The sequence below is a fragment of the Deltaproteobacteria bacterium genome (assembly GCA_016874755.1).
In the GTDB taxonomy this organism is placed as follows: Bacteria; Desulfobacterota; Binatia; order UBA9968; family UBA9968; genus DP-20.
Map to the genome: position 1 here is coordinate 23,204 of VGTH01000031.1, position 23,690 is coordinate 46,893.

Consider the following 23,690-nt stretch of genomic DNA (forward strand, 5'->3'; position numbering starts at 1 on the left):
ACCGATGAACTCTGCCGAAGCCAAAGCTTACGTCGACCAGTTGTATTCCGACGTTCATGCACACTGGGGAAAAAAGATCGAGCGCGGCGCCTTTATGAGCCAGCTGCGCGCCGGCACTCTGCCGCTGCCGTGCCTGCGCCGCTTTTTCAAAGATTGGGGGTTGTTCTCCATCGAAGTGGTGGCGTTGAATGCGGTTTCCTATTACGTGCACCTGCCGTTCTTTGTCGACAACTACGATCTCCTCGGTCCGCTCTGCAACAAGGTCGCCGAAGAATTAATATCGCCGAAACCGCCGGGGCATATTTTGATTCTCCTTGAAACCGCCAAGGCATTAGGACTTTCCAAAGAAGAGCTGTTCGAGCAGCCGGCGTCAGCGCCGGGACGGGCGATCAGCGACTACTGCCGCCGGGTGTTTACCGACGGTTCGTTGATCGAGCTCTGGGGCGCGCATGTCTACGAAGAGACGCTTGGCCATTGGTCGAACCAGTGGGCGCAGGCTTTGTCGACACACTACGGGCTCAGCAAAAAGCAAACTGTCTATTTCACCGCCCACGCCGAAGCCGACTTAGTGCAACATGGCGACCATATGGGCCACGGGCCGCTCAATCGCATGATCCTGCAGCGCATACTTGAACAGGGTAAGACCTCGAAGAAATTGGGCTACGATCCCAAATATTGTGGCTACACGATGGTCGATCTCCAGTCGCTAATGGAAATGCATGCGTTGGAGAACCCTTATCCCGCCTGATCGATCCGTTAAAGTTGTGTTAGCGCGATTTCTCTTCTTGCTGATTCTTATTGGCGCGCCGGCGCCGGCGGCGGAAAAACTCGATCGCCGTTGGGAAAGCCGTGCGGCGATGCCCTCGGCACGTACGGAAGTCGCCGCCGCCGTGCTTGGCGGCAAAGTGTTCATCATCGGCGGCTACCAAAAACACGCCGGCGCCGTCGAAGAATACGACCCGGGAAAAAACAGTTGGCGCAAACGCGCGGCGCTGCCAAAAGCGTTGCACCACGTCGGCGCGGCGGTGGTCCATGGCAAGATTTATGTCATCGGTGGCTACGTCTCAGGCGTGGGGTCGCTCAACACAGTTTATGAATACGATAGCGTCGCCGACCGCTGGCAAGCAAAATCGCCTATGCCGACCGCACGCGGCGCGCTCGCCGTCGGCGTTATCGGCGAAAAAATCTACGCCGTCGGTGGTATCGGCAGCGACGGCAAAGGCAGCAACGCCAATGAAGTTTACGACCCGCAGACCGACCGCTGGATCAAAGCTGCAGCCATCCCGACGCCGCGCGATCATCACGCCATCGGCGTCGTCGCTGGCAAGCTCTACGTCATTGCCGGTCGCCTCAACGGCGACCATGATAAAAGCGTCGCCGTCAATGAAGAGTACGATCCCGCCACCGACCGCTGGCGCACCCGGGCCGCGATCCCGACCGTAAGAAGCGGCGTCGCCGCAGCAGTGTTCAACGATAAAGTGTTCGTGTTCGGCGGCGAATCCCACGGCAAAACCCATCGCGACGTCGAAGCCTACGACCCCAAAACCGATAGTTGGCAGCGCCACGCCCCTATGCCCACTGCCCGCCATGGGCTAGGCGCCGCTACTGTTGGCTCGGCAATCTACGTCGTCTCCGGCGGCCCGAAAGCGGGCACAAGTTTTTCGTCGGTGAACGAGGTTCTCACACCGCGGAGTGGAGGGTGACGAGTGGCTAACCCGCTGATCTCATTTTTCACCGGGCTCAACGCGCGCCGCGTCGTTGAAACGGTCAACCCGACGCGCACGTTGGCCGAAGTCGTACTGGCGCCGCAAACCCGCCGCACCGTCGAACAGGCGCTGGCCCAGGTGCGCAATCATAGTTTGATCTTTAATCGCTGGGGACTGGGCGAGCGTCACACATCGGGGCGCGGCCTCGCGTTTAACTTTGCCGGTATGCCGGGCACAGGCAAGACGATTTGCGCTGAAGCTATAGCCCACGAGCTCGGCATGAAACTACTTGTCGTCAACTACGCCGAAGCCGAGTCCATGTGGGTCGGCGAGACGTCGAAAAATATCGTCGCTACCTTCCGCACGGCAGCGGAGCAAAATGCCGTGCTCTTTTTCGATGAGGCGGACGCCATTGCCATGCGCCGCTCCTCCGGCATCGGCACGCCGTACGAGCGTGAGAGCAACTTGACCGTGAACGTGCTGCTGCGCGAATTGGAACAATTCAACGGCATCGTCATCTTCGCGACCAATCTAGCGGCCAACTTCGACCCGGCTTTCGAGCGGCGCATCCGCGCCCATGTATTGTTCGAAATGCCCGGCTTGGAAGAGCGGGCGCGCATCTGGCAGCTGCAGCTTCACCCGCGAAAAACCCCGCTGGCGGCGGACGTGAATTTTCAACTTCTCGCCGAACGCTACGCGGTCAGCGGCGGCGATATCAAGAACGCCGTCATCAAAGCAGCCGCTCTCGCCGCATCGGAGGAAGGTCCTGACGTCGGCAAACGCATAGGCCAGCACCATTTTGAGTCGGCTATGGAAGAGGTGCTCTCGGCAAAATCGGTGATGCAGCAGTCGCTCTTCACCGATCCTACGGTGGCAGTTTCGACTCCGGTAACCGTTCAGACGTTTGAACCCCAGTGGCAACCGGCAACGTTGATAGCACTCGCAATGGCAGGCGCGGCGCTGCTCGTGGCGCTGCTGTCATTTGCCCTGGTGCTGCTGCGCTAGTCTGAGGAGCGATGGCGCGCAAAACCAGCGCCGGACTGTTGCTTTACCGCCGCCGCAGCGAGCTGGAAGTCTTCCTAGTCCACCCCGGTGGCCCCTTCTGGGCAAAAAAAGATCTCGGCGCCTGGTCGATTCCGAAAGGCGAATTTGAAGAAGGCGAAGACCCACTCAAAGCCGCGGAGCGCGAGTTCACCGAAGAAACCGGTTTCACGGTCGAAGGCGAATCCCGCGCGCTGAATCCGGTAAAACAGTCGGGCGGAAAAATCGTCCACGCCTGGGCCGTCGAAGCCGACTGCGACGCCGACAAAATCAAAAGCAACACCTTCGAGCTACAATGGCCGCCCAAATCCGGCCGCATGCAAAGCTTCCCCGAAGTCGATCGCGCCGCGTGGTTTCCGATCGATCAAGCGCGCAAACATATGCTCTCAGGTCAGACAAATTTCTTGGACCAACTCCTGGCGCTAATCGATTCAGTATCTCGCTGAGAAATAATTGACGATCCGCCGCGGCAGCCAGTCCAGAGCACCCGGAAAAACTCCGCTGACAAACCCCACATGGCCGCCGGCGGCCGGAAAGTCGCAGGTCACGGCGTCCGATACTTCGTTTTTTTTCGGGAAGCACGCGGCGGGCAAAAACGGATCGTTTTGCGCGTTGATCAAAAGTGTCGGCACTTTAATGTTGCTTAGAAATGGCTTGCTGCTTGCCCGCATCCAGTAATCTTCGGCGTTTCTGAAGCCGTGAATCGGTGCGGTGTAAAGATCGTCGATCGCTCGAAACGTTTTGCACGCACGGACATCGGCCGGAACCGTTTTGAGATTGTGTAGTTCGATCTTCTGGATCACCTTGGCGGTGATCGACGCCAGAAAATGGCGCGTGTAGATCAATCGCTGGAAACCGCGATCCAACACGGCGGCAGCAGCATTCAGGTCCACAGGCGCCGAGATCGCCACCGCGGCAGCGACGATCGACATCGCCGCGGCGCCCTGCTCGCCGAGCCACTTAAGTAGCATGTTGCCGCCCAGCGACACGCCGGCGACGTAGATTTCACTATCGCGATTTTCCGCTTTGAGCCGGCGCAGTATCCAATCAATTTCCGCCGAATCGCCGGAGTGATAAGCTCGGGGTAGACGATTGATCTCGCCGCTGCAACCGCGAAAGTGCGGCACGACGCCGGCCCAACCGAGCTGTTGCGCCAAAGTCATCAGGCTCAGCGCATAATGACTGCGCGAGCAGCCTTCGAGGCCATGAAACAAGACGAACAGCTTGTTTGATTCGCTGGGCGACGGCGTCCAATCGAGATCGATGAAATCGCCGTCCGGCGTGTCCCAACGTTGGCGGTGGTAAGACTGAGCATAGTTCCGCGCCAGCATGCGCGCGTAGATGGTTTGCGCATTACCGCCCGGCAACCACGGGGGAGGCTTGTACGGTCTCGCGTTTAGGAGTCGTGATGATGGAGCCAATAACACTCAGAGTTTTCCTCACGAAGACGCGAAGAACACGAAGTTAGGATAGATATCAGTTTCAAACCCCTTCGTGCTCTTCGTGTCTTCGTGGTGAGTCATCCGCTCCCCAACTCTGCGCCCTCAGCGCCCCTGCGCGAGATATTCCGAATCATTTCCTAGTTTGCTCCGGCGGCATGAAGCCGTGCCGTAAGGTATTTTCCGAGATCGTCCTCGGCTCAAGAAACTGCAGCAGATAATCCGGCCCGCCGGCCTTCGAGCCGATGCCGGAAAGCTTCAAGCCGCCGAACGGTTGGCGTTCGACAACCGCGCCGGTAATCCCGCGGTTGATGTAGAGATTGCCGACGCGAAACTCTTTGCGCGCGAGCTCAATATGCGCCGGCGAGCGCGAAAAGATGCCACCGGTCAGCGCGAATTGCGAATCGTTGGCGAGCGCCAGCGCGTGTTCGAAGTCTTTCGCTTTGATCACTGACAGCACCGGACCGAAGATTTCTTCCTGAGCGATACGGCTGTGCGGATCGACGTCGCGAAAGATCGCCGGGCCGACGAAATATCCATCCTTCGGCGCGGCCATTTCGAGGACGCACTTGGCTTGCTTCTTACCGGTACGAATGTAATTTTCGATGCGCGCTTTTGCCTCGCCATCGATCACCGGGCCGATGGCGTTGCGCGGGTCTTCTGGCGGGCCGATTTTTAGACTTTGGGTCGCGTCCACCAGACGGCTGAAGAACCGATCGTGGATTTCGTTGAGCAATATAATGCGCGATGCCGCGGAACACTTCTGTCCTTGATAACCAAAGGCAGAGTCGATCACATGCACCACCGCTTCATCCAGATCGGCGTCACTGTCGACGATCAGCGCATTTTTGCCGCCCATCTCGCAGACCACGCGTTTCACGTGCGTCTGTCCCGATTTCGTCGTGTAGGCTTCGCGGAGAATCTCCAAGCCGACCTCGCGCGAGCCGGTAAAGGCGATCACATGAACCTGCGGCGAGCGCACCAACTGGGCGCCGATGTCACCGCCGCCTTGCAGGAGCTGCAAAGCGTCATCGGGCACGCCGGCCTTTTGGAGAATTTCGAATAGAGAAACTCCCATGAGCGGCGATTGCTCCGCCGGTTTCATCAGCACGCAATTGCCCGCCACCAGCGCCGCCGCGGTCATGCCGGTTAAGATCGCCAGCGGAAAATTCCACGGCGCGATCACTGCGGCTAAGCCGCGCGGCTCGTAAAAGTAAGTATTGGTCTCGCTCGCTAACTGCTGGGTCTCGCGCGGCTCGGCCAGGCGCAACATCTCGTGCGCATAGTAGTCGAGATAGTCGATGGCCTCGCAAACATCGGCGTCGGACTCGCGCCAGCCCTTGCCAACTTCGAAAAGTTCTTTGGCCGCCAACTGCCAGCGCTGCTCGCGCATGATCGCCGCGGCTTTGAAAAGCATCTCGGCGCGCTCGCGCGCTGGCGTGGCGCGCCACTCGGGGAAAAACTGCGTCGCTCTGGCAATCGCCTTTTCCGCTTCCGCGCCGCTTGTGGCGCGCACCTGACCGAGCTGCTCGCCCGGATTGGCCGGGTTCACCGAATCTATCCAACCTTCGCCACCGCGCCGTCGGCTGGACTTAAGTTCGCCGCGTACATCTGCCAGCGTCTCGGCAAAGTTCTCGCGATTTTTTGCCAGCGAAAAATCAATCGGCGCTTCATTGCGAAACTGCCGCGCCCCACTCGACTCACTGCGCCGCGGCGAAATCGGTTTGGCGTGCTCCGGCGCTTTAATCAAGCCGTCGATGTCTTTTTTGTCGGCGTAGGTCTGGCGCAGAAAGGAAGTGTTCGAGGTATTTTCCATCAACCGGCGAATCAAATAGGAGATCCCCGGCAAGAGCTCACCCACCGGTAAATAGACCCGCACCCGCTGGCCGTTTTCGATGATCGCCTGGCGCACCGGCTCGGCCATGCCGTAAAGCATCTGCATCTCGTAGCCGTTGGCGGGCACGCCGATCTGCTTTGCCGCGACAATCGCATGGGCGAGGCTGCGCAGGTTGTGACTGCCGAAGGCAGCGTCGATGACGTCATGAGATTCCAGCAAAAGACGCGTCACCTGCTCGTAGCTCGCATCGGTCTCGGCTTTGTCGAGGAAAACCGGAATGGGCCAGTTTTTCTGCTTCGCCCAAGCGACCTCGCTGTCCCAGTAGGCCCCTTTGACCAAACGCACGCCGATGCGCCGTTTGCGCCGGCGCGCCCACTTGATCAGCTCACTTGTGTTCTGCGCGGCGTCAGTCAAGTAGGCTTGCAGCGCAATCGCCGCATAAGGCTGGGCGCGAAATTCTTCCTGCTCCAGCACGGAACGAAAGATCTGCAGTGTTAGCTCGCGAAAAGCGTACTGCTCCATATCGACGGTCACCGCCGCTCCGAGCGCAGCCGCCTCGCGAAACAGTTGACGCAGCCGCTCACGCACGATCGCTTCGGTATTGGGATCGAGGGGATCGAAACGGGCGCACAGCGATGACAGTTTGACCGAAAGATTGACCCGGGGAATCTTGCCATTGGGCGCTTCGTCGATCCGCGCGATGTCGGGCCACTTGGCGCTGACCGCGGCCAGCCGGCGCATAAGTTGCAAATAGCGCTCCTGCATCGCCGTGGCTTCGCCGTCGCTCACCGTGGCTTCGCCGACGACGTCGATGGTGAATGCCGCCGGTTCTTTCCGCAGGCTGTTTAAAACCGTCGTGAGATGATTGCCGCTTTCCTCAGCGATAAAGCGGCGCGCGAGCTTGATAACGTTGCGCTTAACGATGGGCGCGACCAGCGTACCGGCGTGAACCGCCTGGGCGAGGATCGCCAGGCCGCTGAGCGCGTGATCGACGCGCGCGAAATACTCTTCAAGATGGCGGCCGATCTCGCTCGACGATTCCAGGCTCGGCAGCACATCGACAAAGCGAAACAGCGCCACGCGCAACGACTCGTCGTCGAGCGACCAGTCGATCATGCGTCCGAGCAAGTCTTGGGCTTCAAAGAGAGAGGGTTTGTGCTGCGCCGCTTTGCGGTAGAGCGAGCGGGCGAGCTGTTGGACGTCGCGGTCTAGGGCAGTCGTGTCAGTGGTGCTGGCCATCGCAGATCTGTCGGATCCGACCGATCAGTCCGATCCGTCGGATCAATTACTCACCGAAACAGCACGGCTGCCAGCTCGGAGCGAAACCGGTCGGTCAGCGGATCTTCCCCGCCCAGCACCTCGAAGATTTGCACCATCGCTTTACGCGCGCCGTCGTCTTGAAACTTGCGGTCGGTTTTCACGATGGTCAGAAACTGCGCTAGCGCGTCGCCGTATTTTTCCATGCTGGCGAGGCTCTGCGCGAGGTCGAAGCGCAGTTGCAGGTTGTTCGGCTCAGCCTCGACTTTAGCGCGCAGCGCCGCTTCGTCTTGCGCGCCACTGCTTTGCAGTTTCAACCGCGCGATCAGCCGGTCGGCCTCTTTGCGCTCGCCGGCCACCATCGAGATCCGCTCCAGATACTCCAGCGCGCTCGCTGTGTCGCCGGCGTCCATGGCCAACTGCCCCAAACCCAACAGAGCGCGGCCGTGGTTGGGATCGCTGTTGAGCACCGCTTCGTACAGTGCTTTCGCTTCAGCGGCTTTGCCATCCTCGGCCAACTCAGCGGCCTGCTCGGCGCGTTTGTCTTTTTCGTTGGGCAGAAATTGACCAAGAAACTGTCGCACGGCCGCCTCCGGTAGCGCGCCGGTGAACTCCGAAGCGAGATCGCCATCGCGAAAAAGCTTCACTGCCGGAATGCCCTGGATGCCGAAGGCCGCGGCGATGCCTTGGTTCTCGTCGACATTGACCTTGGCAAGAACAAATTCGCCCTCGTATTCGTCGGCCAGTTTTTCCAATACCGGTCCAAGCACTTTGCACGGCCCGCACCATGGCGCCCAGAAATCGACCAACACCGGCACTTGCTGCGATTGATCGAGAACCGCGGTCTCAAAGTTTTCTTCGTTAACTTCGATGGCCCACTGACTCATCTGCATTCACTCGTTTCTTGGTTATTTTGCAATTGCATTCTTGCCGAGATCGCGCACCTTGGCGGCCGCGGGACGCATGGCATAGACCAGCGCCTCGGTGATCTCGTCTTCATTGGCGCCGGCTTTGCGTGCCTGCTCGAGGTGGCGCTTAGCGCCGCCTTCGTGGCCAATGGCAACACAGACCGCAAAGAAAACCAGTTGCGCGGTCTTCGCATCCATCGAGCCTTCTTTGTACTTCACGTTGAAAAATTCTTTGTCCTGCGCCACGGCGTTTCTCCTTATGATCTGATGACTAACTATATTCAAAATCAATCCTGCTTGCCAATGTCATTTTCCGGCGGTGGGGTTTTCGCACCGGCGTATTCTTGAAGATAGAGATCGAGCAAGGCGCGCAAAAGCGCAAACAACGCCGGCCCGAGGATAATTCCCAAGGTACCAAAGAGCGCCACACCGCCGAGAATGCCAAAGAACAGAAACAGCACCGGCAGTCCGAGCCGGTTGCCGATCAACATCGGCTTAAGGAAATTATCGACGGAACCGACAAAGCCAAGACACCAAACCAGCAAAATCACCGCGCGGACACTTTCACCCTGCAGAAAAAGATAGATGGCAGCCGGCACCGACACGAGCGCCGAGCCGCCCACCGGCAGCAGCGCCATGAACGCGGTCACCACGCCCCACAAAACTGAAAAGGGCACGCCGACCGCCCAGTAGGCGGCGCCTGCGAGCAAGCCTTGCACCATCGCCACCACCAGCGACCCATGCACGACAGCAGTGACGGCGTCGACGATATTCTTGAACAAACGCTCCTGGTGCTCGCGATCCATGGGCAGCAAATGCTGAATATGGCGAACGATGCTGGCGCCGTCGCGCAAAAAGAAAAACAACGTGAACAACGTTACGATAAAGTTGACGCTGAAAAGCAAGACGTTCTGCGCGACGCCGGCGACCTGTGAAACCAAGAAAGACGAGGTCGCCTGCGTGCCTTGCATCAGAAGCTCTTTCCAATCGATCTTGAGGTCGCCGAGCCGCAGCGCCAGCATGTCCCACCAGCCGAGCAATTGGCGCGCCCAGGCGCGCTGCGACCAGTGGCCGATTTCGTCTTGTTTAAACAGCGACCGCACCGTCTTCACGAGCGCAACCGCATCGTCGGAAAGAAACCAGGCGATCTCCAGTCCGGGTGCGATGACCAACAACGTTAGTGCGGCGATGATGAGAAATGCCGCCAGCGTCGAGCGGCCGCGCAACTTACGTTCGAGCCAACTATAAATGGGATAGGTCAGCAGCGCTAAAATCAGCGCCCAGGTGATCGGTACGAGAAACGGACTGAGAACCAGAAAGCCGACGTAAAGCAGGAGCAACAGTAATGCAAAGAAAAACGCGGTTACCAACCATGTTTGGGTCAATAGTCACCTCCCTGTTCTGGCGCTCAAATCTACGCACAAGGGTGCGCGGCTGCAAGCCTCGCGCAGTAGCGAGGTGCACTGCTGTTGCAATTCGCGCCGGTGCTCATTACAACCGGCTGATCGCTGGCCGACTCGATCACGCGATGCGAAGGAGACCCCATGAAGACTATATTAGCCGCGTTTTTGCTTGTGCTCTTCGGCGCCGTTGCGGCGGCCCAAGCGCAGCAACCTGCCAAGGTTTGGAAAATCGGCGTGCTGGTTTCCGGCTCGCAGGCGCAAAACGCCGCTCGCGACGACGCGCTGCGTCAGGGTCTTAAAGAGCTGGGTTACGAAGATGGCAAGAACACCGCTCTAGACTTTCGCTACGCCGAAGGCAAGCTCGAACGGTTGCCGCAAATGGCGCGCGATCTCGTCGACCAAAAAATCGATTTGATCGTCGTTGGTGGCACCACTGTGGCGGTGGCTGCGAAGAACGCCACGAGCACTATCCCCATCGTTGTCGCCGGTGCGGGCGATCTGGTCGAGGCGGGCTTGATCAAGAGTTTCATGTTTCCCGGCGGCAACGTCACCGGCGTGGCGCGCATGTCGGCGGATTTTTTCGGCGCGCGCTTGAAGCTAATCAAAGAAACGTTGCCCAAGGCGAGGGGGGTCGCGGCGCTGACCAATCCGAAAAATCCTGGCCACGAGCGCAGCCGCAAAGATGCTGAGCTTGGCGCTCAATCGCTGGGCATGAGCTTTCAGACCCATGCGGCGCGTAGCGCCGGCGAAATCGACGGCGCAGTGGCCGGAGCGGCCAGAAGCGGCGCTCAGGCGCTGTTCATCGTTACCGACGCCACCTACAACAGCCACATGGCGCAAATCGCCCAAGCCGCGATCAAGCATCGCTTGCCGGCGTTTTACGATCGCAGCGAATTTATCGATGCCGGCGGCCTTGCGAGCTACGGTGTTAACCTGCCGGACCTCTCGCGCCGCGCCGCCGATTACATTGACAAGATTTTCAAAGGCGCCAAGCCCGGCGACTTGACGCTGGTGCAACCGATGAAATTCGATCTTGCGTCGAACCTAAAAACCGCCAGTCAGATCGGCGTGACCATTCCCAACGAAGTCGTGCAGCGCGCGGTGAAAGTTGTAAAGTAAGCGCCTACCCGCGTTTCCCATCCATTAAATTCACCGCGCTATTCACTCGCGCCAATCGGTATTCGGCCGCGGTTCAGGAGCGGTTCTGGGCTCTTCTCTGCGCTCACGAGTGGGATAGCGACGGCAGCTGGCAGCAAAAGCCACGCCGAGATTCTTGAAATAAGCCAGCTTTCCTCCAATAAAACAGCCGAAGAAACTTCAGAGCCACCTAACTTCGCCGATGAACTTGAAAAGGCAGGATAATTTGATTGCCGTTTAAGAAAAAAATTTTCAAAAAAAAAATTCTAAAATGCTATTTTTTTCTTGACATACAATTAATTGTGTCATTATAATCGCGTCACCTACAAAATATGGGAGGGTTGCAGAGAGCAAAAATCTCTTCGCCTGAGTCGAAGGTCTGATCCTCTTCAAGAAGTTGCCCACCCATTCGGAATTTTAAAAGGAGGTACTTATGGCTGCAAAGAAAAAAGCCAAGAAGAAAGCCAAAAAGAAAAAGTAAGCTTTGAGATGTGAGGTGGTGGTGGTGGTATAACCCTCCTTAATCTCAGGCGACAAGATAGCCGTTCTGGCTATCTGATAAACAAAGCCCTCCGAAATGCGTCGGGGGGCTCTGTTTTTTTGGCTCGTAAAATAGCAACCTAACAGTTCCAGTTCTCGTCTCATTGCTTTAGTCCGCAGAAGAAGATGGGCTGCACTCTATCAGCAGGAGCCCGATCGCGAGCTCTTGCGTGCCTTTGGGCAGTTGGTTAGATTTCTACCACCCTATGGCCAGGCGTTACTCTAAAGCGATTTTGTTGAGCTGCTGTTTGGTTTTTCTTGCCGCGTCGGCATTGGCCCAAACCGGTGTCAACTACAAAGTCATACCCAATCTGGAGCCGATGAAAGACAAATCACCGACGCCGGATTTCACCGTGGTAGCTCCCGACGGTAAAAAGCTCTCCCTCAAAGACTTCCGCGGTAAAATCGTTTTCTTGAACTTTTGGGCGAGCTGGTGTGTGCCCTGCCGCGAAGAGATGCCGGCGATGGAGAAACTCTATCAAGAGTTCAAGGACCAAAATTTCGTGGTGTTGGCCATCGCGGTTAAAGACCGCCGGCAGGACGCCATCGATTTCGTCAAAGAGTTGAAGCTCACCTATCCGATCGGTCTCGATCCCGATGGCGCGGCTGGCGTGCTCTACGGCGCTTGGGGACTGCCGACAACCTATCTCATTGGCCCCAAGGGCGAGGGGTTGGCGCGCGCCTGGGGGCCGGCCGACTGGCATGGCGCCAGCGCGCGCAAGCTGATTCAAGAACTCGTTGACGGCAAACGATGAGCGACGTCAACGTTTTTGTCGCCTTTGCCGCCGGCATTCTGTCTTTCTTGTCCCCCTGTGTTCTGCCGCTGATCCCGTCTTATCTATCCTTTATCTCGGGAGTTTCGCTGGAAGAAATTCGCGGTGCCCAAGCGCCGGCCAGCGTGCGCCGCCGCGTCGTGCTCAATGCCCTCGCTTTTGTTTTCGGTTTTTCTCTGGTTTTCGTCTCGTTTGGTGCGTCGGCGAGCTATCTCGGCAGCTTGTTTTTCGGTTATCGCAACGCCATTCGCATCGGCGGCGGCGTTTTCATCCTGTTGGTGGGAATTTATCTGACCGGTTTAATCAAAATACCGGCGCTCGATCGCTATCTACAGTTCAATCTAAAGGACAAGCCGGCCGGATACCTGGGCTCGGTATTGGTCGGCATCACGTTTGCGGTGGCCTGGACGCCTTGCGTCGGCCCGATCCTGGGAGCAATTTTGGCGATCGCCGGCACGGCAGCGGACGTCAGCCGTGGCATCTTGCTCTTGGCCACCTATGCCGCCGGACTAGCGCTGCCGTTTTTTCTAAGCGCAGTTGCCATTAATTCGTTTTTTCAGTTCTCGCAAGCGTTTCGCCGCTACATCGAGGCTTTTCATGTCGCCGGTGGCGTGCTGCTGATTCTCGTCGGTGTGTTGCTCATCACCGACTACATGACTTACCTGAACGTCTACGTGCTACGTTTCACTCCCGATTGGCTGCTCAAGTTGTTGTAACCGAGCGCGTCCGCAAGTTTGACCGCCAAGGACCTTAATGTTAGCTATCTAAATTCGATGGCCTGGACGATCGTCCAAACGAGCAATCAAGAAATCCCGTCGGTTTTGGAGTAATGATGGAAGACTATGTCCGCGCAATAATCAAAGACCTCGGTGAAGATCCGGACCGCGAAGGCTTGCTAAAGACACCCCACCGCGTCGCCCAGGCGCTGAAGTTTCTGACCCGTGGCTACGAAATGGACCCAGTCAAAGTCATCAACGACGCGCTTTTCACCGAAGATCATGAAGAGATGATCGTGCAAAAGGACATCGACTTTTACTCTTTGTGCGAGCATCACATGCTGCCGTTTTTCGGCAAAGCCCACGTCGCCTACATTCCGCACCACAAGATCGTTGGCATCTCAAAACTGGCACGCTTGGTGGATATCTACGCGCGCCGCCTGCAGGTGCAAGAACGAATGACCAACCAGATCGCTTCGATCATGATGGACAAACTCGACGCGCTCGGCGTCGCCGTTGTGATCGAGGCCGAGCATCTGTGCATGCGCATGCGCGGCGTCGAGAAGCAAAACTCCTACGTCATCACCAGCGCCCTCCTAGGCGCTTTTCGCACGCGCCAGGAAACCCGCAGCGAGTTCATGAACCTGATCCGCAGAAAGGACTGAGCGCGGACGCCATGGAAGTCAAATTTCGCGACGTCGGGCCGGAGAAAATCGCTACCGAGCTGCTGGTTTTGCCGGTGCAGGGAAAAAAACTGGACGCAGCGCCGCTGCGCGCCCTCGACCGCAGTCTGCGCGGCAAGCTGCGCGAGCGCATCGAGAAAAGCAAATTTACCGGCGCCGAGGGAAGCAGCCTGCTCTTTCCAACGGTGGGTTTGCTACCGGCAACTCAGCTGTTGCTGATCGGCATGGGCAAAGACTTGGACACCGAGAGTTGGCGCCGGGCCGGCGCGCGGGCGCGCAAGGAAGCCGGCAGCCTCGCGGCGACTGCGATCGCTTGGTTTTTTACCGAAGTCGATGACGCCGAGCTGGCCGGCGCGTCGATCGTCGAAGGCATGTTGTTGGCGAGTTATCAGTTCAACAAATACCGCTCCAACGGCAAGGCGCCTGAAGAGCTCAAGTCGCTGACGCTTTTCCGTCCCGGCATCAATCGCAGCAAGGGATTGACCAACGCTATTGAGGCGGCGCAAAAAGCGACCGCCGGCGTTTCCCTGGCACGCGACCTCGTCAACGAACCGCCGTCAGTGACCACCGCGCGCTTTCTGGGGGCGCAGGCGCAGCGCCATTGCACCGGGCGCGGTTTGTCGGTGGAAGTCTGGAACAAAAGCAAGATCTCGGCGCTCAAGCTCAACGGCCTGTTGGCGGTCAACCGTGGTAGTCAGGAAGAGCCGCGCTTCATCAAGATACATTACAAACCGGCCGGTAAAGCGCGCAAGAAAGTCGCGCTCATCGGCAAAGGCATCACCTTTGATTCGGGCGGTTTGTCGCTCAAGCCGTCAAAGTCGATGGAAACCATGAAGCTCGACATGGCCGGCGGCGCCGCCGTCATCGCGACCATGAGCCGCTTGCCCCATTTAGGATTCGATATCGAAGTGACCGGCTACGTGCCGACTACCGACAATCTTCCCGGTCCCAACGCGCAAAAGCCTGGCGACATCATCCGCTACCTAAACGGCAAGACAATCGAAGTGCTCAATACCGACGCGGAAGGCAGATTGATTCTTGCCGATGCGCTCTGTCTCGCCGCCAAAGAAAAACCCGATTACATGATTAACCTGGCGACGCTCACCGGCGCCTGCGTGACGGCGTTGGGTAATCAGGTCGCCGGGCTTTTCAGCAACAACCAAGCGCTCGCCGACAATCTTTTGCGCAGCTCGCGCGACGCCGGCGAAAAACTTTGGCAGCTGCCGTTGGTGAAAGAATACAAAGAGATGATCAAAAGCAGCGTCGCCGACATGAAAAACATCGGCGGCGCTTCAGGCGGCGCGATCACCGCCGCGTTGATTCTGCAAGAATTTGTCGGCGACGTGCCCTGGGCCCATCTTGATATCGCCGGCCCGGCGTTCTCCGAAAGCAACACGCCGCTCTGTCCCAAAGGCGGCACTGGATTCGGTGTGCGCACGCTGTTAAAGTTTTTGAGTAACCTCTAACCAAGGAGAACCGTGAACATGGCCAACATTGCTGAAGTGGGCGATAACAATTTCGAGAGCGAAGTCATCAAATCCAACGTGCCCGTGCTGGTCGATTTCTGGGCGCCGTGGTGCGGACCGTGCAAAGCGATCGCACCGGTGGTCGAAGAAATCGCCGGCGAATACGCCGGCAAGCTCAAAGTCGCCAAGCTCAACGTCGACGACCATCCGGCCACGGCGTCGCGCTTCGGCATCCGCGGCATCCCAAATTTATTGATTATCAAGGGCGGCGCCGTCGCCGAACAAATCGTCGGCGCCGTGCCCAAAGCGAAGCTCGTCGCGGCAATCAACAAAGCACTGCAATAGCGGACAACGCCCCCAGCGCGGCGCAGGCAAAGATTGGCCGCAAAAAACCCAAAGAACGCAAAAAGTCGGAGAGGGGATATTCACCACGGAGGACACGCAGCACACGAAGGTAAGAGAAGAAAATCAAAAAGTTTTCTCCGAACTTCGTGTCCTGCGTGTGCTTCGTGGTGAGATTTCATGGCGCGCCCGCTCGCGGCATCGCCCCATTCCTCAAAACACATAACGCCGCATGCTGACGTTCATGATGATGCCGATGGCAAACATCATGGACGCCAGCGCGGAACCGCCGTAACTCACCATCGGCAACGGCACGCCGACCACCGGTAGCACGCCGCAGACCATCGCAATGTTGATGACGACATGCCAGAAAATGATGGCGGTCATGCCAAAGACCAACAGCGCGCCAAAACGATCTTTGGCGCGTTGCACGATGCGCAAGCAGTAGGCGATGAACGCGAAGTAGAGCAGCAGCAGGGCGACGCAGCCGAGAAAACCCCATTCCTCGGAGAACACAGCGAAAATAAAATCCGTATGTTGGGCCGGCAGAAAATCGAGGCGGTTTTGCGTGCCGTGTAAGAAACCCTTGCCGAAAATTTGCCCGGATCCTATGGCGATCTTCGATTGGATGACGTGATAACCCGCACCGAGCGGATCGCGGTCGGGGTCGAGAAAGGTCAGCACGCGATTCTGTTGATAGGGCCGTAGAAACCGCCAACCGAGTGGCAACACCGCGAGGCCGGCGAGCACTAGATAGGAAAACGAGCGCAGCCGCAATCCGCCCATCAACACCATGCTGACGAAGACGATGCCGAGAATGATCGCGGTGCCCAAGTCGGGCTGAATCAGGGTAAGAAAGACCAGCGGCCCCACCAGCAGCGCCGGTATCCACAAATCGCGCAGATAATATCCCTTGGGCGGCTCATCTTGCTGAAAGTATTTCGCCATCACAAACACAATGGCGATCTTTGCCGGCTCCGACGGCTGCAGCCGGAAAAAACCCAAGTTGATCCAGCGCTGTGAGCCGCCGCCCGAATGGCCGACCAGATCGACAATGATCAAGAGCACGAGCATGATGCCGAAGAAAGGAAAGGCGATGCGATCGATGTAATGATAGTCGAACGAGATCGCCGCCATCATGGCGATAAAACCGAGCCCCAACCACATCGTCTGTCGCACCGGCAAGATGCCGGCATGACCGGTGACAACGTTGTAGTTGGCGCTGTAGATCGTCATGACGCCAACCCCCGCGAGGGCTAGCGAGAAGAGCAGCAGCACCCAATCGAAGTGCGAAACCAGGCGTCGATCAATTTGCACGCTGGGTTCCCGCGCCGGCAACTTGGCGCCGGTCTTGTGGCTGCTTTTGCAGCTCGGCGAATTTCTCGAAGACTTTTTTGGCTAACGGTGCTGCAGCTTCGCCGCCATGGCCGCCGTGTTCGACCAGGACCGTGACGGCGATTTGCGGATTTTGCACCGGTCCGTAGGAGACGAACCAGGCGTGGTCGCGGCTGAAGTAGGAGAGCTGTTCGCTCTTGAGGTAAGCGCCTTTCATTTCGATCACCTGGGCCGTACCGGTCTTGCCGGCAACCTGGATCAACGGCGAGCGGGCTGCGCCGCCGGTGCCGCGCGCGTTGGTCACTACGTCCGCCAGGGCGTTTTGCACGCGCCGGAGGGTTTCCGGCTTGATCTCGATGGTGCGGATTTTTTCCGGCGGATATTCCTGCACTTTGGTGCCGTCGACGGATGAAACTTTGCTGACGATGCGCGGCCGATAGAGCGTGCCGCCGTTGGCCACCGCCGCCATCATGTTAGCCAACTGCAACGGCGTTGCCGTGACGTAGCCTTGGCCGATGGCAACCGACAAGGTTTCGCCGGGCAGCCAGGGTTGCTTGTAGCGCTTGCGTTTCCACTCGGTGTCGGGAATCAGGCCGCCTTTTTCGTCGTCGAGCGCGGCGCCGGATTTTTCGCCAAGGCCGAAGGCGCGCGACCATTTGGCGATCTTATCGACGCCGAGGCGCTGGCCAGCTTGATAAAAGTAGGTGTCGCAAGACTCGACCACCGCGCGGTGCAGGTTGACCGCGCCGTGGCCGCCTTTCAGCCAATCACGAAATTGCCGGTTGCCGAAAAAATAATAACCGGGGTCGTGGATATAGGCCTCGGGGTGCATGGCACCTTCCTCTAAGGTGGCGATCGCCATGATGACTTTGAACGTCGAACCGGGCGGGTACTGGCCCTGAATCGCGCGATTGGCGAGTGGCCGCAAACGATCGGTAATCAACGCCTTCCACTCGTCGTTCTTGATGCCGCGAGCGAACACGTTGGGATCGAAGGTGGGCGCACTCGCCATGGCCAGGATCGCGCCGTTATTGACGTCGATGGCGACGATGGTGCCATGTTTACCCTTTAGCGCTTCATAGGCAGCTTCTTGCAGATCGCGGTCGATGGTCAGGTGCACAGTTTGGCCTGGGACGTCCGGAACTTCCGACAAGACGCGCACGCGCCGGCCCAGGGCGTCGACTTCGAATTGCTGGCCGCCGGATTGGCCGCGTAAAACCGCCTCCCAACGCCGCTCTAGACCGAACTGGCCAATCTCATCGCCGACGCTGTAGCCGTCGTCTTTCATGACCTTCAACTGTCTTTGATTGACCTCGCCCATGTAGCCCAACAGATGTGCCGCGGTGGGGCCGGTCTCGTAGTTGCGCCGCGGCCGCACTCGCACGGTGACCCCCGGCAGATCGAGTTGATGGGCCTCGACGGCGACGACCGTGTTCCAATCGACGTCGCGCCCGAGCACGATCTCATCGAAGGCCTGGCGCTTTTTGTTTTCTTCGAATATGTCGAGCAGCTCTTTCTCGTCGCGTTCCAAATAGCGCGCCAACGAGCGCAGGGTATTTTCCGGCTCGTCGCTGTCCTCGGGAACGAACAGGAGCTCGAACGAAGGGCGGCTGTCGACCAAAAGATGGCCGCCCCTGTCGTAGATCATGCCGCGGGTGCCGGGCATGCGTTTGATGCGCACGCGGTTGTGCTCGGAGAGAAAGCCGTAACGCTCGCCTTCGACGACCTGGAGCAGCACCAGCCGGGCGACCAACACGGTGATGGCGAGCGCGAGAATAACGTAGAGCCAGCGCGCTCGGGCACGCAATTCCGGCGCGCCGTCTTGGCGATTGATTTCGGTGAGGCTGTCCATGCTTCTTAATCGGCGCCGCTATTCGTGCGCGTTGCTCAATTGTTGCACCAAATTTCGGCTGCGCTGCAGCAGCATGAACACTATCGGCGCCAAGGCGGCCGCTAGCAACGCTTCGAGCAGCACATACTTAATGGCAGTTTCCCAAACTCCGTCCATGCTGACAAACAGCGCCGAGATCAGCACCAGAGCCGCGCTCTTTACCAGCGAGGCCGCCAGGACGATAACGACGCTGACCAGGGGGCTGTGCACCCAGATCGAGCGCGCACTCAAATAGACCGCAAGGAACACCAGCGACATGGCAAAGGCGTTGATGCCGAGCAGCGGACTGGAGACCACGTCGATCGAATAACCAAGAACAAAGGAACCCAGCGCCGCGCCAACGCTCGGATGGTGCAGACCGAGATAGACGCATAGGACGAGAATCAAGTCGGGCACCACCGGGCCAAGCGGCAACAGATGCAGCAAGCTCATCTGCAGGACGATGGAGATGATGCCAATGGCGCTAAAGAGCAGAGTGAGTTTCATCGGCGTGTCGATTGCGGCGTGATTCGCTCCTGCGGCTAACCTTTCGCGGCCGGCGCCGGCGCATCGCCACCGACGATGAGCACCTCTTCGAGTTGACCGGCGTGCACCGCCGGCACAACTTCGATCGACTGAAACAGGCCGGCCTGTTGCCGGCGCACTTTGCCGATGGTGCCAACCAAGAGGCCTTTGGGGAAAACCCCGTCGAGGCCCGAAGTGATCAGGCGGTCGCCCTCCTGGAGCTCGTCGGAGCGTTTGACGTATTTCATCACCACGGTGCCATCGAGAGCGCCTGAAACAATGCCGCGGCTGCGCGTGCGCTGCACGAGCACGTCGACGCCGCTGTTGGCGTCGGTAATCAACAGAACTTTCGCGCTCTGCGGCGTCACCGACACCACTTGGCCGACAATTCCCTGCGGCGAAACCACGGCCATGCCTTTGCGCACATTGTCGGCACTGCCCTTGTTCAACAAACAGCTTTGAAACCAAGTGCTGGCCGTGTTGGCGATGATGGCGGCGGTGACGCTGCCGCTCGGCACTTGACTACGAAAATCGAGCAGCTCTTGCAGCCGCTTATTAGCGGCCTCGCCTTCCAACAGCCGGTTGCGCTCGGCTTCGAGATGCAGCATCTGTTTGCGCAGTTTGTCGTTTTCGCTGCGCAGGTTGGCCAACGTGACCGGGCTTTGGCTCATTTCTTTGATCCAGTTGCTGACCGCCTGAGCGCCGCTCTGCAACGGACGCACCAGCCAGAGCACGGCCGAGCCGACCGGATCGTACTTGAGTTGACCGCGCGCGCTGGCGGCGAGCAGATACAAAGACAAGATAAGGCAGAAACAGGAGCTAAGGAGAATTTGATTGCGGCGTAGAAAAGCGAGCATGGAAGGCTCAGATGCCTCCAACCGGGTGGGTAAACCGTTAATTTTAGTGAACTGCGACCTCCCGCAGTAGCGTGATCTCATCGAGCGCTTTGCCGGCACCCATCACGACCGCGGTCAACGGATCGTCGGCCATCATCACCGGCAAGCCGGTCTCTTCGCGCAACAAGACATCGAGATTGCGCAGCAGCGCGCCGCCGCCCGCAAGCACGATACCGCGATCGACAATATCCGACGCCAGTTCCGGCGGCGTCCGTTCGAGCGACAAGCGCACGGCTTCGACGATCTGATTGATCGGTTCCAGCAACGAGTCGCGAATCTCTTCATCGGTGATGACCACCGTTTTGGGCACGCCGGCCACCAGATCCCGTCCTTTGATCTGCATGGTCTGCACTTCATCGCCAGGGTAGGCCGAGCCGATGGTGATTTTGATGACCTCGGCGGTGCGCTCACCGACCAGTAAATTGTATTTGCGTTTGATGAATTGGGCGATCGCCTCGTCCATTTTGTCGCCGCCGACGCGGACCGAGCGCGAGAAAACGATGCCGGAAAGTGAGATGACGGCCACCTCCGTGGTGCCGCCGCCGATGTCGACGATCATGTTGCCGGTGGGCTCGGTAATCGGCAGGCCGGCGCCGATGGCCGCGGCCATCGGCTCTTCGATGAGGTAAACTTCACGGGCGCCGGCCGACTCGGCGGATTCTTTGACCGCGCGCTTCTCTACCTCGGTAATGCCGAAGGGAACGCCGACGATAATGCGCGGCCGCACCAGGGTGCGCCGGTTGTGAACTTTTTGAATGAAGTAGCGCAGCATCGCTTCGGTGATTTCGAAGTCGGCGATAACGCCGTCCTTGAGCGGTCGGATGGCGACGATGCTGCCAGGCGTTCTACCCAACATGCGCTTCGCTTCGGCGCCGACCGCGAGAACTTTTTTGCCGCCCCGTTCGGCTTTCTGTTGAACCGCAACCACCGACGGCTCATTGCAGACGATCCCCTGGTTCTTCACATAAATCAAAGTGTTGGCCGTCCCGAGATCGATGGCAAGATCGTTCGAAAAGACGCCGAAGAGGGCATCCAACATCTACGCACTCCTTCTTTTTTCAGGCAAAACAGGAATAAAACAGAGGGAAAATAACAGATTTGGTTTAGCCAAGCAAGATAAGGAAAAATAAAAGGAATTGCTGCAATCGCGGAAAGCGAAGCAGTTGCATTGGCAGGCGCCATTTTCTATCATAAATGGATTCCAAATCGGTCCGGTTTCGAAAGGTGGGCTGCCCATGTTAGACGCTTTACGCCGACGCAAACGGTCGTGGATCATCCTATTTCTCTTAGGCTTGATCATTGTCGTTTTTATTGCGTTCTATGGCGGCAACAAGCTCAACGACGGCGGTATCTTGCACGTCGCCGAAGTCAATGGTGAGCGCATCACGCAGCGCGAATTTGCCGAACACTACGAGCGCACTCTCAATCGCTACCGGGAAATGCTCAAGGGCTCACTGACGCCCGAGCTCCTGAAAAATCTAAACATCAAAGGCCAGCTGATCGAGGAGCTCATCCAAAAGAAACTCGCGCTCCAGGAAGCGCGTCGCCTGGGATTGGTGGCGAGCGACGAAGAACTGGCGCTTTCCATCGAGAAGGTGCCGCAGTTCCAAGTCGCCGGCCGCTTCAACAAAGAACGCTACTTGCAGTTGCTGCGCGTCAACCGGTTCACCCCGGAAAAATTCGAAGAAGACCAGCGCGATCAACTGACAATACAACGGCTCTACGGTGTGCTACTCGACTCGGTGCATGTCACCGACGCCGAAGTGCGCGACCGTTTTCGTTGGGATCAAGAAAAAATAAACCTGAGCTTCATTCGCGTGCCCGCCAATGACTACCTCGCCGAGGTAAAAGTCACCGATGAAGATATTAAGAAGTTCTACGAGAAAAATAAAGAGTCACTCAAAGAGCCGCTCAAGATGCAGCTTGAATACTTGAGCTACCCTTTCGAACAGTTTACCAACGCGGTGCAGCTCGAGGCAAAAGAGATCGAAGAGTACTACAACGCGAACCGTGACGGCAGGTTTCGCACGCCGAAGCAGGCCAAGGCGCGCATGGCGGCGATCAACGTGGCGGTGGACGCCGAGCCGAAGGTAAAGGGGGAGGCCCGCGCCCGCGCCCAGCGCGTGCTCGCCGAGGCGCGCGCCGGCAAAGATTTCGCGCAGTTGGCCAAGCAAGTATTGGAGGGGCCGATGGCGGCCAAGGGGGGTGACCTCGGTTGGGTAAACCAGGGGCAGCTGCCGCCGCCGATGGACAAGGCAGTTTTTGCACTCGCCGAGGGCGGGGTTAGCGACATCGTCGAATCGCCGAGCGGCTTTCAAATTTTCAAAGTCGAGGACTTCAAGGAAGAGAAGACCCAGACGCTTGCCGAAGCGACGGCGGAAATCACGCGGCTATTAAAAGCCGAAAAAGGCAAGAAGCAGGCTCTGGCGGCTGCCGATCGCGATCGTGAGAAGGCCCTGGGCGGCGCAGAGTTTGCCAAACTGGCGCAGGACAGCGGCGTAGCTACCAACGTGACGCGATTTTTCGCCAGCGGCGAAATGCTACCAGAGCTTGGCACCAACCAAGAGCTTTACAAGACCGCCATGGCACTGACCGGCAAGGATGTGAGCGCCGCCAGCGAAGGACCCAACAGCTACATGTTGCTGCGCGTCAAACAACGTAAAGAGCCTAGCGTCCCGCCGCTCGAAGCGGTGCGTCCGACCATTGAAAAAGGCATGGTTGAATCGAAGGCCTATGAGATTGCGCAGCAGAAAGCCAACGCTGCGCTGGCGCAGCTTAAAAAAGAAAAGGACATCGCCAAAGTCGCTGAAAAGAGCGGTCTCAAGCTCGATGAGACCGGTTGGTTTCAGCGCAGCGCGCCGCAGATTCCTAAGTTGAGCGAATTGCCCGAGCTGAAAAACGCGGCGATGGCGGTTTCAGCGCAAAAGCCCATCCCGGAAAAAATCTTTGCGCAAAAAGACTCAGCCTATATTTTTGCTTTCAAAGATCGTCAGGCGGCGGACATGGAGCAGTTCGAAAAAACCAAAGATGCGCTCACGAAGCAGGCCGAAGCCGAGGCGCGCCAGAAGGTCATTCAGAAATTTACCGAAGCGCTGAAGACCAAAGGCAAGATTCAAATTCACAGCGAAGCGCTTGGCGAAGGTTAGCATGCAGATTGTTTTGGTGCGCCATGGCGCCACCGACTGGAATCTGGAGCACCGCTGCCAAGGTTCGAGCGACCGTGAGCTGAGCGAAGTAGGCGTGCTGCAGGCCGAGCAGATCGGCAGTATGCTGCGCCACGAGAGCGTGCAAGCCATTTACTCCAGTAACCTGCGGCGCGCGCGCCAGACCGCTCAACTGATTAGCCGGCATCACAATCTCCCCGTGTTGACCGAAGCGGACGTGCGTGAGCTCGATCACGGCGAGCTCGAAGGCCTCACTTTTAATCAGATCAAAGACAAGTACGGCGATTTTCTCACGCGCTGGCGCAGTGAGCCGGCCGATCTGCAGGTGCCGGGCGGTGAAAAGCTCGCAGACGTCGCGGCACGCGCCTGGAAAGGTTTAAATCAAATCGTCGAGCGCCACCCAGAAGCCAAAAATATTTTCGTGGTAAGCCACAGTTTTCCGATCGTCAGTATCGTCTGCCGCATCACCGGCACCCATCTCAACAGCTACCGAACGTTTCATTTAGAGCCGTGCAGTTTGACACGTCTGCGCTTTGACAACGGCAACGGCTGGCGGGTGACCCACGTCAACAATCAGGAGTATTCGGCGGATACTTGGGTGCCGGCACAGCGGGAGAGTAAGTAGCCGCAGTTCACGCAGTTTAGCGGTTCA

Annotated in this window: 22 protein-coding genes; 12 read left to right on the forward strand and 10 right to left on the reverse strand. The window is 58.2% G+C overall.

All coding sequences use genetic code 11. From position 1 onward, the window contains the following. The first annotated feature begins 4 nt into the window (after positions 1 to 4). The 4 genes from FJ145_17975 to FJ145_17990 are packed head-to-tail and all read left to right on the forward strand — an operon-like array spanning position 5 to position 3,193. Entirely contained in the window at positions 5 to 748 is a 744-nt protein-coding gene (locus FJ145_17975; GenBank protein ID MBM4263305.1) for a hypothetical protein, read from the forward strand. Next, complete coding sequence (locus FJ145_17980; protein MBM4263306.1) at positions 720 to 1,703, forward strand: galactose oxidase; 984 nt, start codon at positions 720 to 722, stop codon at positions 1,701 to 1,703. The genes FJ145_17975 and FJ145_17980 overlap by 29 nt, the downstream gene beginning before the upstream one ends. A 3-nt stretch (positions 1,704 to 1,706) precedes the next feature. Continuing rightward, entirely contained in the window at positions 1,707 to 2,711 is a 1,005-nt protein-coding gene (locus FJ145_17985) for an ATP-binding protein (protein ID MBM4263307.1), read from the forward strand. An 11-nt stretch (positions 2,712 to 2,722) separates the two neighbouring features. Beyond that, the gene (locus FJ145_17990; GenBank protein MBM4263308.1) at positions 2,723 to 3,193 is read left to right on the forward strand and encodes an NUDIX domain-containing protein; all 471 of its coding nucleotides are present in this window, start codon (positions 2,723 to 2,725) and stop codon (positions 3,191 to 3,193) included. On the opposite strand, the gene FJ145_17995 is transcribed toward FJ145_17990, so the two are convergent. The 5 genes from FJ145_17995 to FJ145_18015 form a co-directional block, all read right to left on the reverse strand. After that, positions 3,179 to 4,078: an alpha/beta fold hydrolase gene (locus tag FJ145_17995; protein MBM4263309.1), complete on the reverse strand. Its 900-nt coding sequence runs from the start codon at positions 4,076 to 4,078 to the stop codon at positions 3,179 to 3,181. The genes FJ145_17990 and FJ145_17995 overlap by 15 nt on opposite strands. A 241-nt stretch (positions 4,079 to 4,319) precedes the next feature. After that, positions 4,320 to 7,262, reverse strand: a complete 2,943-nt coding sequence (locus FJ145_18000) for an aldehyde dehydrogenase family protein (protein ID MBM4263310.1) — start codon at positions 7,260 to 7,262, stop codon at positions 4,320 to 4,322. Positions 7,263 to 7,312: 50 nt separating this feature from the next. Next, a complete protein-coding gene (gene trxA / locus FJ145_18005) occupies positions 7,313 to 8,173 on the reverse strand; it encodes a thioredoxin (protein ID MBM4263311.1) in 861 nt (286 codons plus the stop codon). A 15-nt stretch (positions 8,174 to 8,188) separates the two neighbouring features. Further along, positions 8,189 to 8,434: a hypothetical protein gene (locus FJ145_18010; GenBank protein MBM4263312.1), complete on the reverse strand. Its 246-nt coding sequence runs from the start codon at positions 8,432 to 8,434 to the stop codon at positions 8,189 to 8,191. A gap of 41 nt (positions 8,435 to 8,475) precedes the next feature. Beyond that, positions 8,476 to 9,573 (reverse strand): AI-2E family transporter, encoded by a 1,098-nt coding sequence (locus FJ145_18015; GenBank protein MBM4263313.1) that lies wholly within the window; start codon positions 9,571 to 9,573, stop codon positions 8,476 to 8,478. 159 nt (positions 9,574 to 9,732) lie between these two features. Here FJ145_18015 and FJ145_18020 point away from each other — a divergent pair, with 159 nt between their 5' ends. The 6 genes from FJ145_18020 (at position 9,733) to trxA (FJ145_18045) (ending at position 15,251) form a co-directional block, all read left to right on the forward strand. Beyond that, positions 9,733 to 10,710, forward strand: coding sequence for an ABC transporter substrate-binding protein (locus FJ145_18020; GenBank protein ID MBM4263314.1), 978 nt, complete (start codon positions 9,733 to 9,735; stop codon positions 10,708 to 10,710). Between the two features lie 764 nt (positions 10,711 to 11,474). Further along, positions 11,475 to 12,023 (forward strand): TlpA family protein disulfide reductase, encoded by a 549-nt coding sequence (locus tag FJ145_18025; GenBank protein ID MBM4263315.1) that lies wholly within the window; start codon positions 11,475 to 11,477, stop codon positions 12,021 to 12,023. Continuing rightward, positions 12,020 to 12,757, forward strand: coding sequence for a cytochrome c biogenesis protein CcdA (locus FJ145_18030; GenBank protein MBM4263316.1), 738 nt, complete (start codon positions 12,020 to 12,022; stop codon positions 12,755 to 12,757). Before FJ145_18025 ends, FJ145_18030 begins: the two co-directional genes overlap by 4 nt. Before the next feature lie 116 nt (positions 12,758 to 12,873). After that, a complete protein-coding gene (gene folE, locus FJ145_18035; protein MBM4263317.1) occupies positions 12,874 to 13,422 on the forward strand; it encodes a GTP cyclohydrolase I FolE in 549 nt (182 codons plus the stop codon). An 11-nt stretch (positions 13,423 to 13,433) separates the two neighbouring features. Next, positions 13,434 to 14,906, forward strand: coding sequence for a leucyl aminopeptidase (locus FJ145_18040; GenBank protein MBM4263318.1), 1,473 nt, complete (start codon positions 13,434 to 13,436; stop codon positions 14,904 to 14,906). 18 nt (positions 14,907 to 14,924) lie between these two features. Beyond that, positions 14,925 to 15,251, forward strand: a complete 327-nt coding sequence (trxA, locus tag FJ145_18045; protein ID MBM4263319.1) for a thioredoxin — start codon at positions 14,925 to 14,927, stop codon at positions 15,249 to 15,251. A 210-nt stretch (positions 15,252 to 15,461) separates the two neighbouring features. Here the strand turns inward: trxA (FJ145_18045) and rodA are convergent, their stop codons facing one another. The 5 genes from rodA to FJ145_18070 are packed head-to-tail and all read right to left on the reverse strand — an operon-like array spanning position 15,462 to position 20,913. Then, positions 15,462 to 16,559, reverse strand: a complete 1,098-nt coding sequence (rodA, locus tag FJ145_18050) for a rod shape-determining protein RodA (protein ID MBM4263320.1) — start codon at positions 16,557 to 16,559, stop codon at positions 15,462 to 15,464. Next, on the reverse strand, positions 16,555 to 18,435 hold the full coding sequence (mrdA, locus tag FJ145_18055; GenBank protein ID MBM4263321.1) for a penicillin-binding protein 2: 1,881 nt from the start codon (positions 18,433 to 18,435) through the stop codon (positions 16,555 to 16,557). Before mrdA ends, rodA begins: the two co-directional genes overlap by 5 nt. An 18-nt stretch (positions 18,436 to 18,453) precedes the next feature. Further along, the gene (mreD, locus tag FJ145_18060; GenBank protein MBM4263322.1) at positions 18,454 to 18,960 is read right to left on the reverse strand and encodes a rod shape-determining protein MreD; all 507 of its coding nucleotides are present in this window, start codon (positions 18,958 to 18,960) and stop codon (positions 18,454 to 18,456) included. A gap of 35 nt (positions 18,961 to 18,995) precedes the next feature. Beyond that, the gene (mreC, locus tag FJ145_18065; GenBank protein MBM4263323.1) at positions 18,996 to 19,916 is read right to left on the reverse strand and encodes a rod shape-determining protein MreC; all 921 of its coding nucleotides are present in this window, start codon (positions 19,914 to 19,916) and stop codon (positions 18,996 to 18,998) included. Continuing rightward, positions 19,879 to 20,913: a rod shape-determining protein gene (locus tag FJ145_18070; GenBank protein MBM4263324.1), complete on the reverse strand. Its 1,035-nt coding sequence runs from the start codon at positions 20,911 to 20,913 to the stop codon at positions 19,879 to 19,881. Before FJ145_18070 ends, mreC begins: the two co-directional genes overlap by 38 nt. A 196-nt stretch (positions 20,914 to 21,109) precedes the next feature. On the opposite strand from FJ145_18070, the gene FJ145_18075 reads away from it, so the two are divergent. Continuing rightward, the gene (locus FJ145_18075) at positions 21,110 to 23,020 is read left to right on the forward strand and encodes a hypothetical protein (GenBank protein MBM4263325.1); all 1,911 of its coding nucleotides are present in this window, start codon (positions 21,110 to 21,112) and stop codon (positions 23,018 to 23,020) included. A gap of 1 nt (position 23,021) precedes the next feature. Then, positions 23,022 to 23,663, forward strand: coding sequence for a histidine phosphatase family protein (locus FJ145_18080; GenBank protein ID MBM4263326.1), 642 nt, complete (start codon positions 23,022 to 23,024; stop codon positions 23,661 to 23,663). Positions 23,664 to 23,690 lie beyond the last annotated feature (27 nt).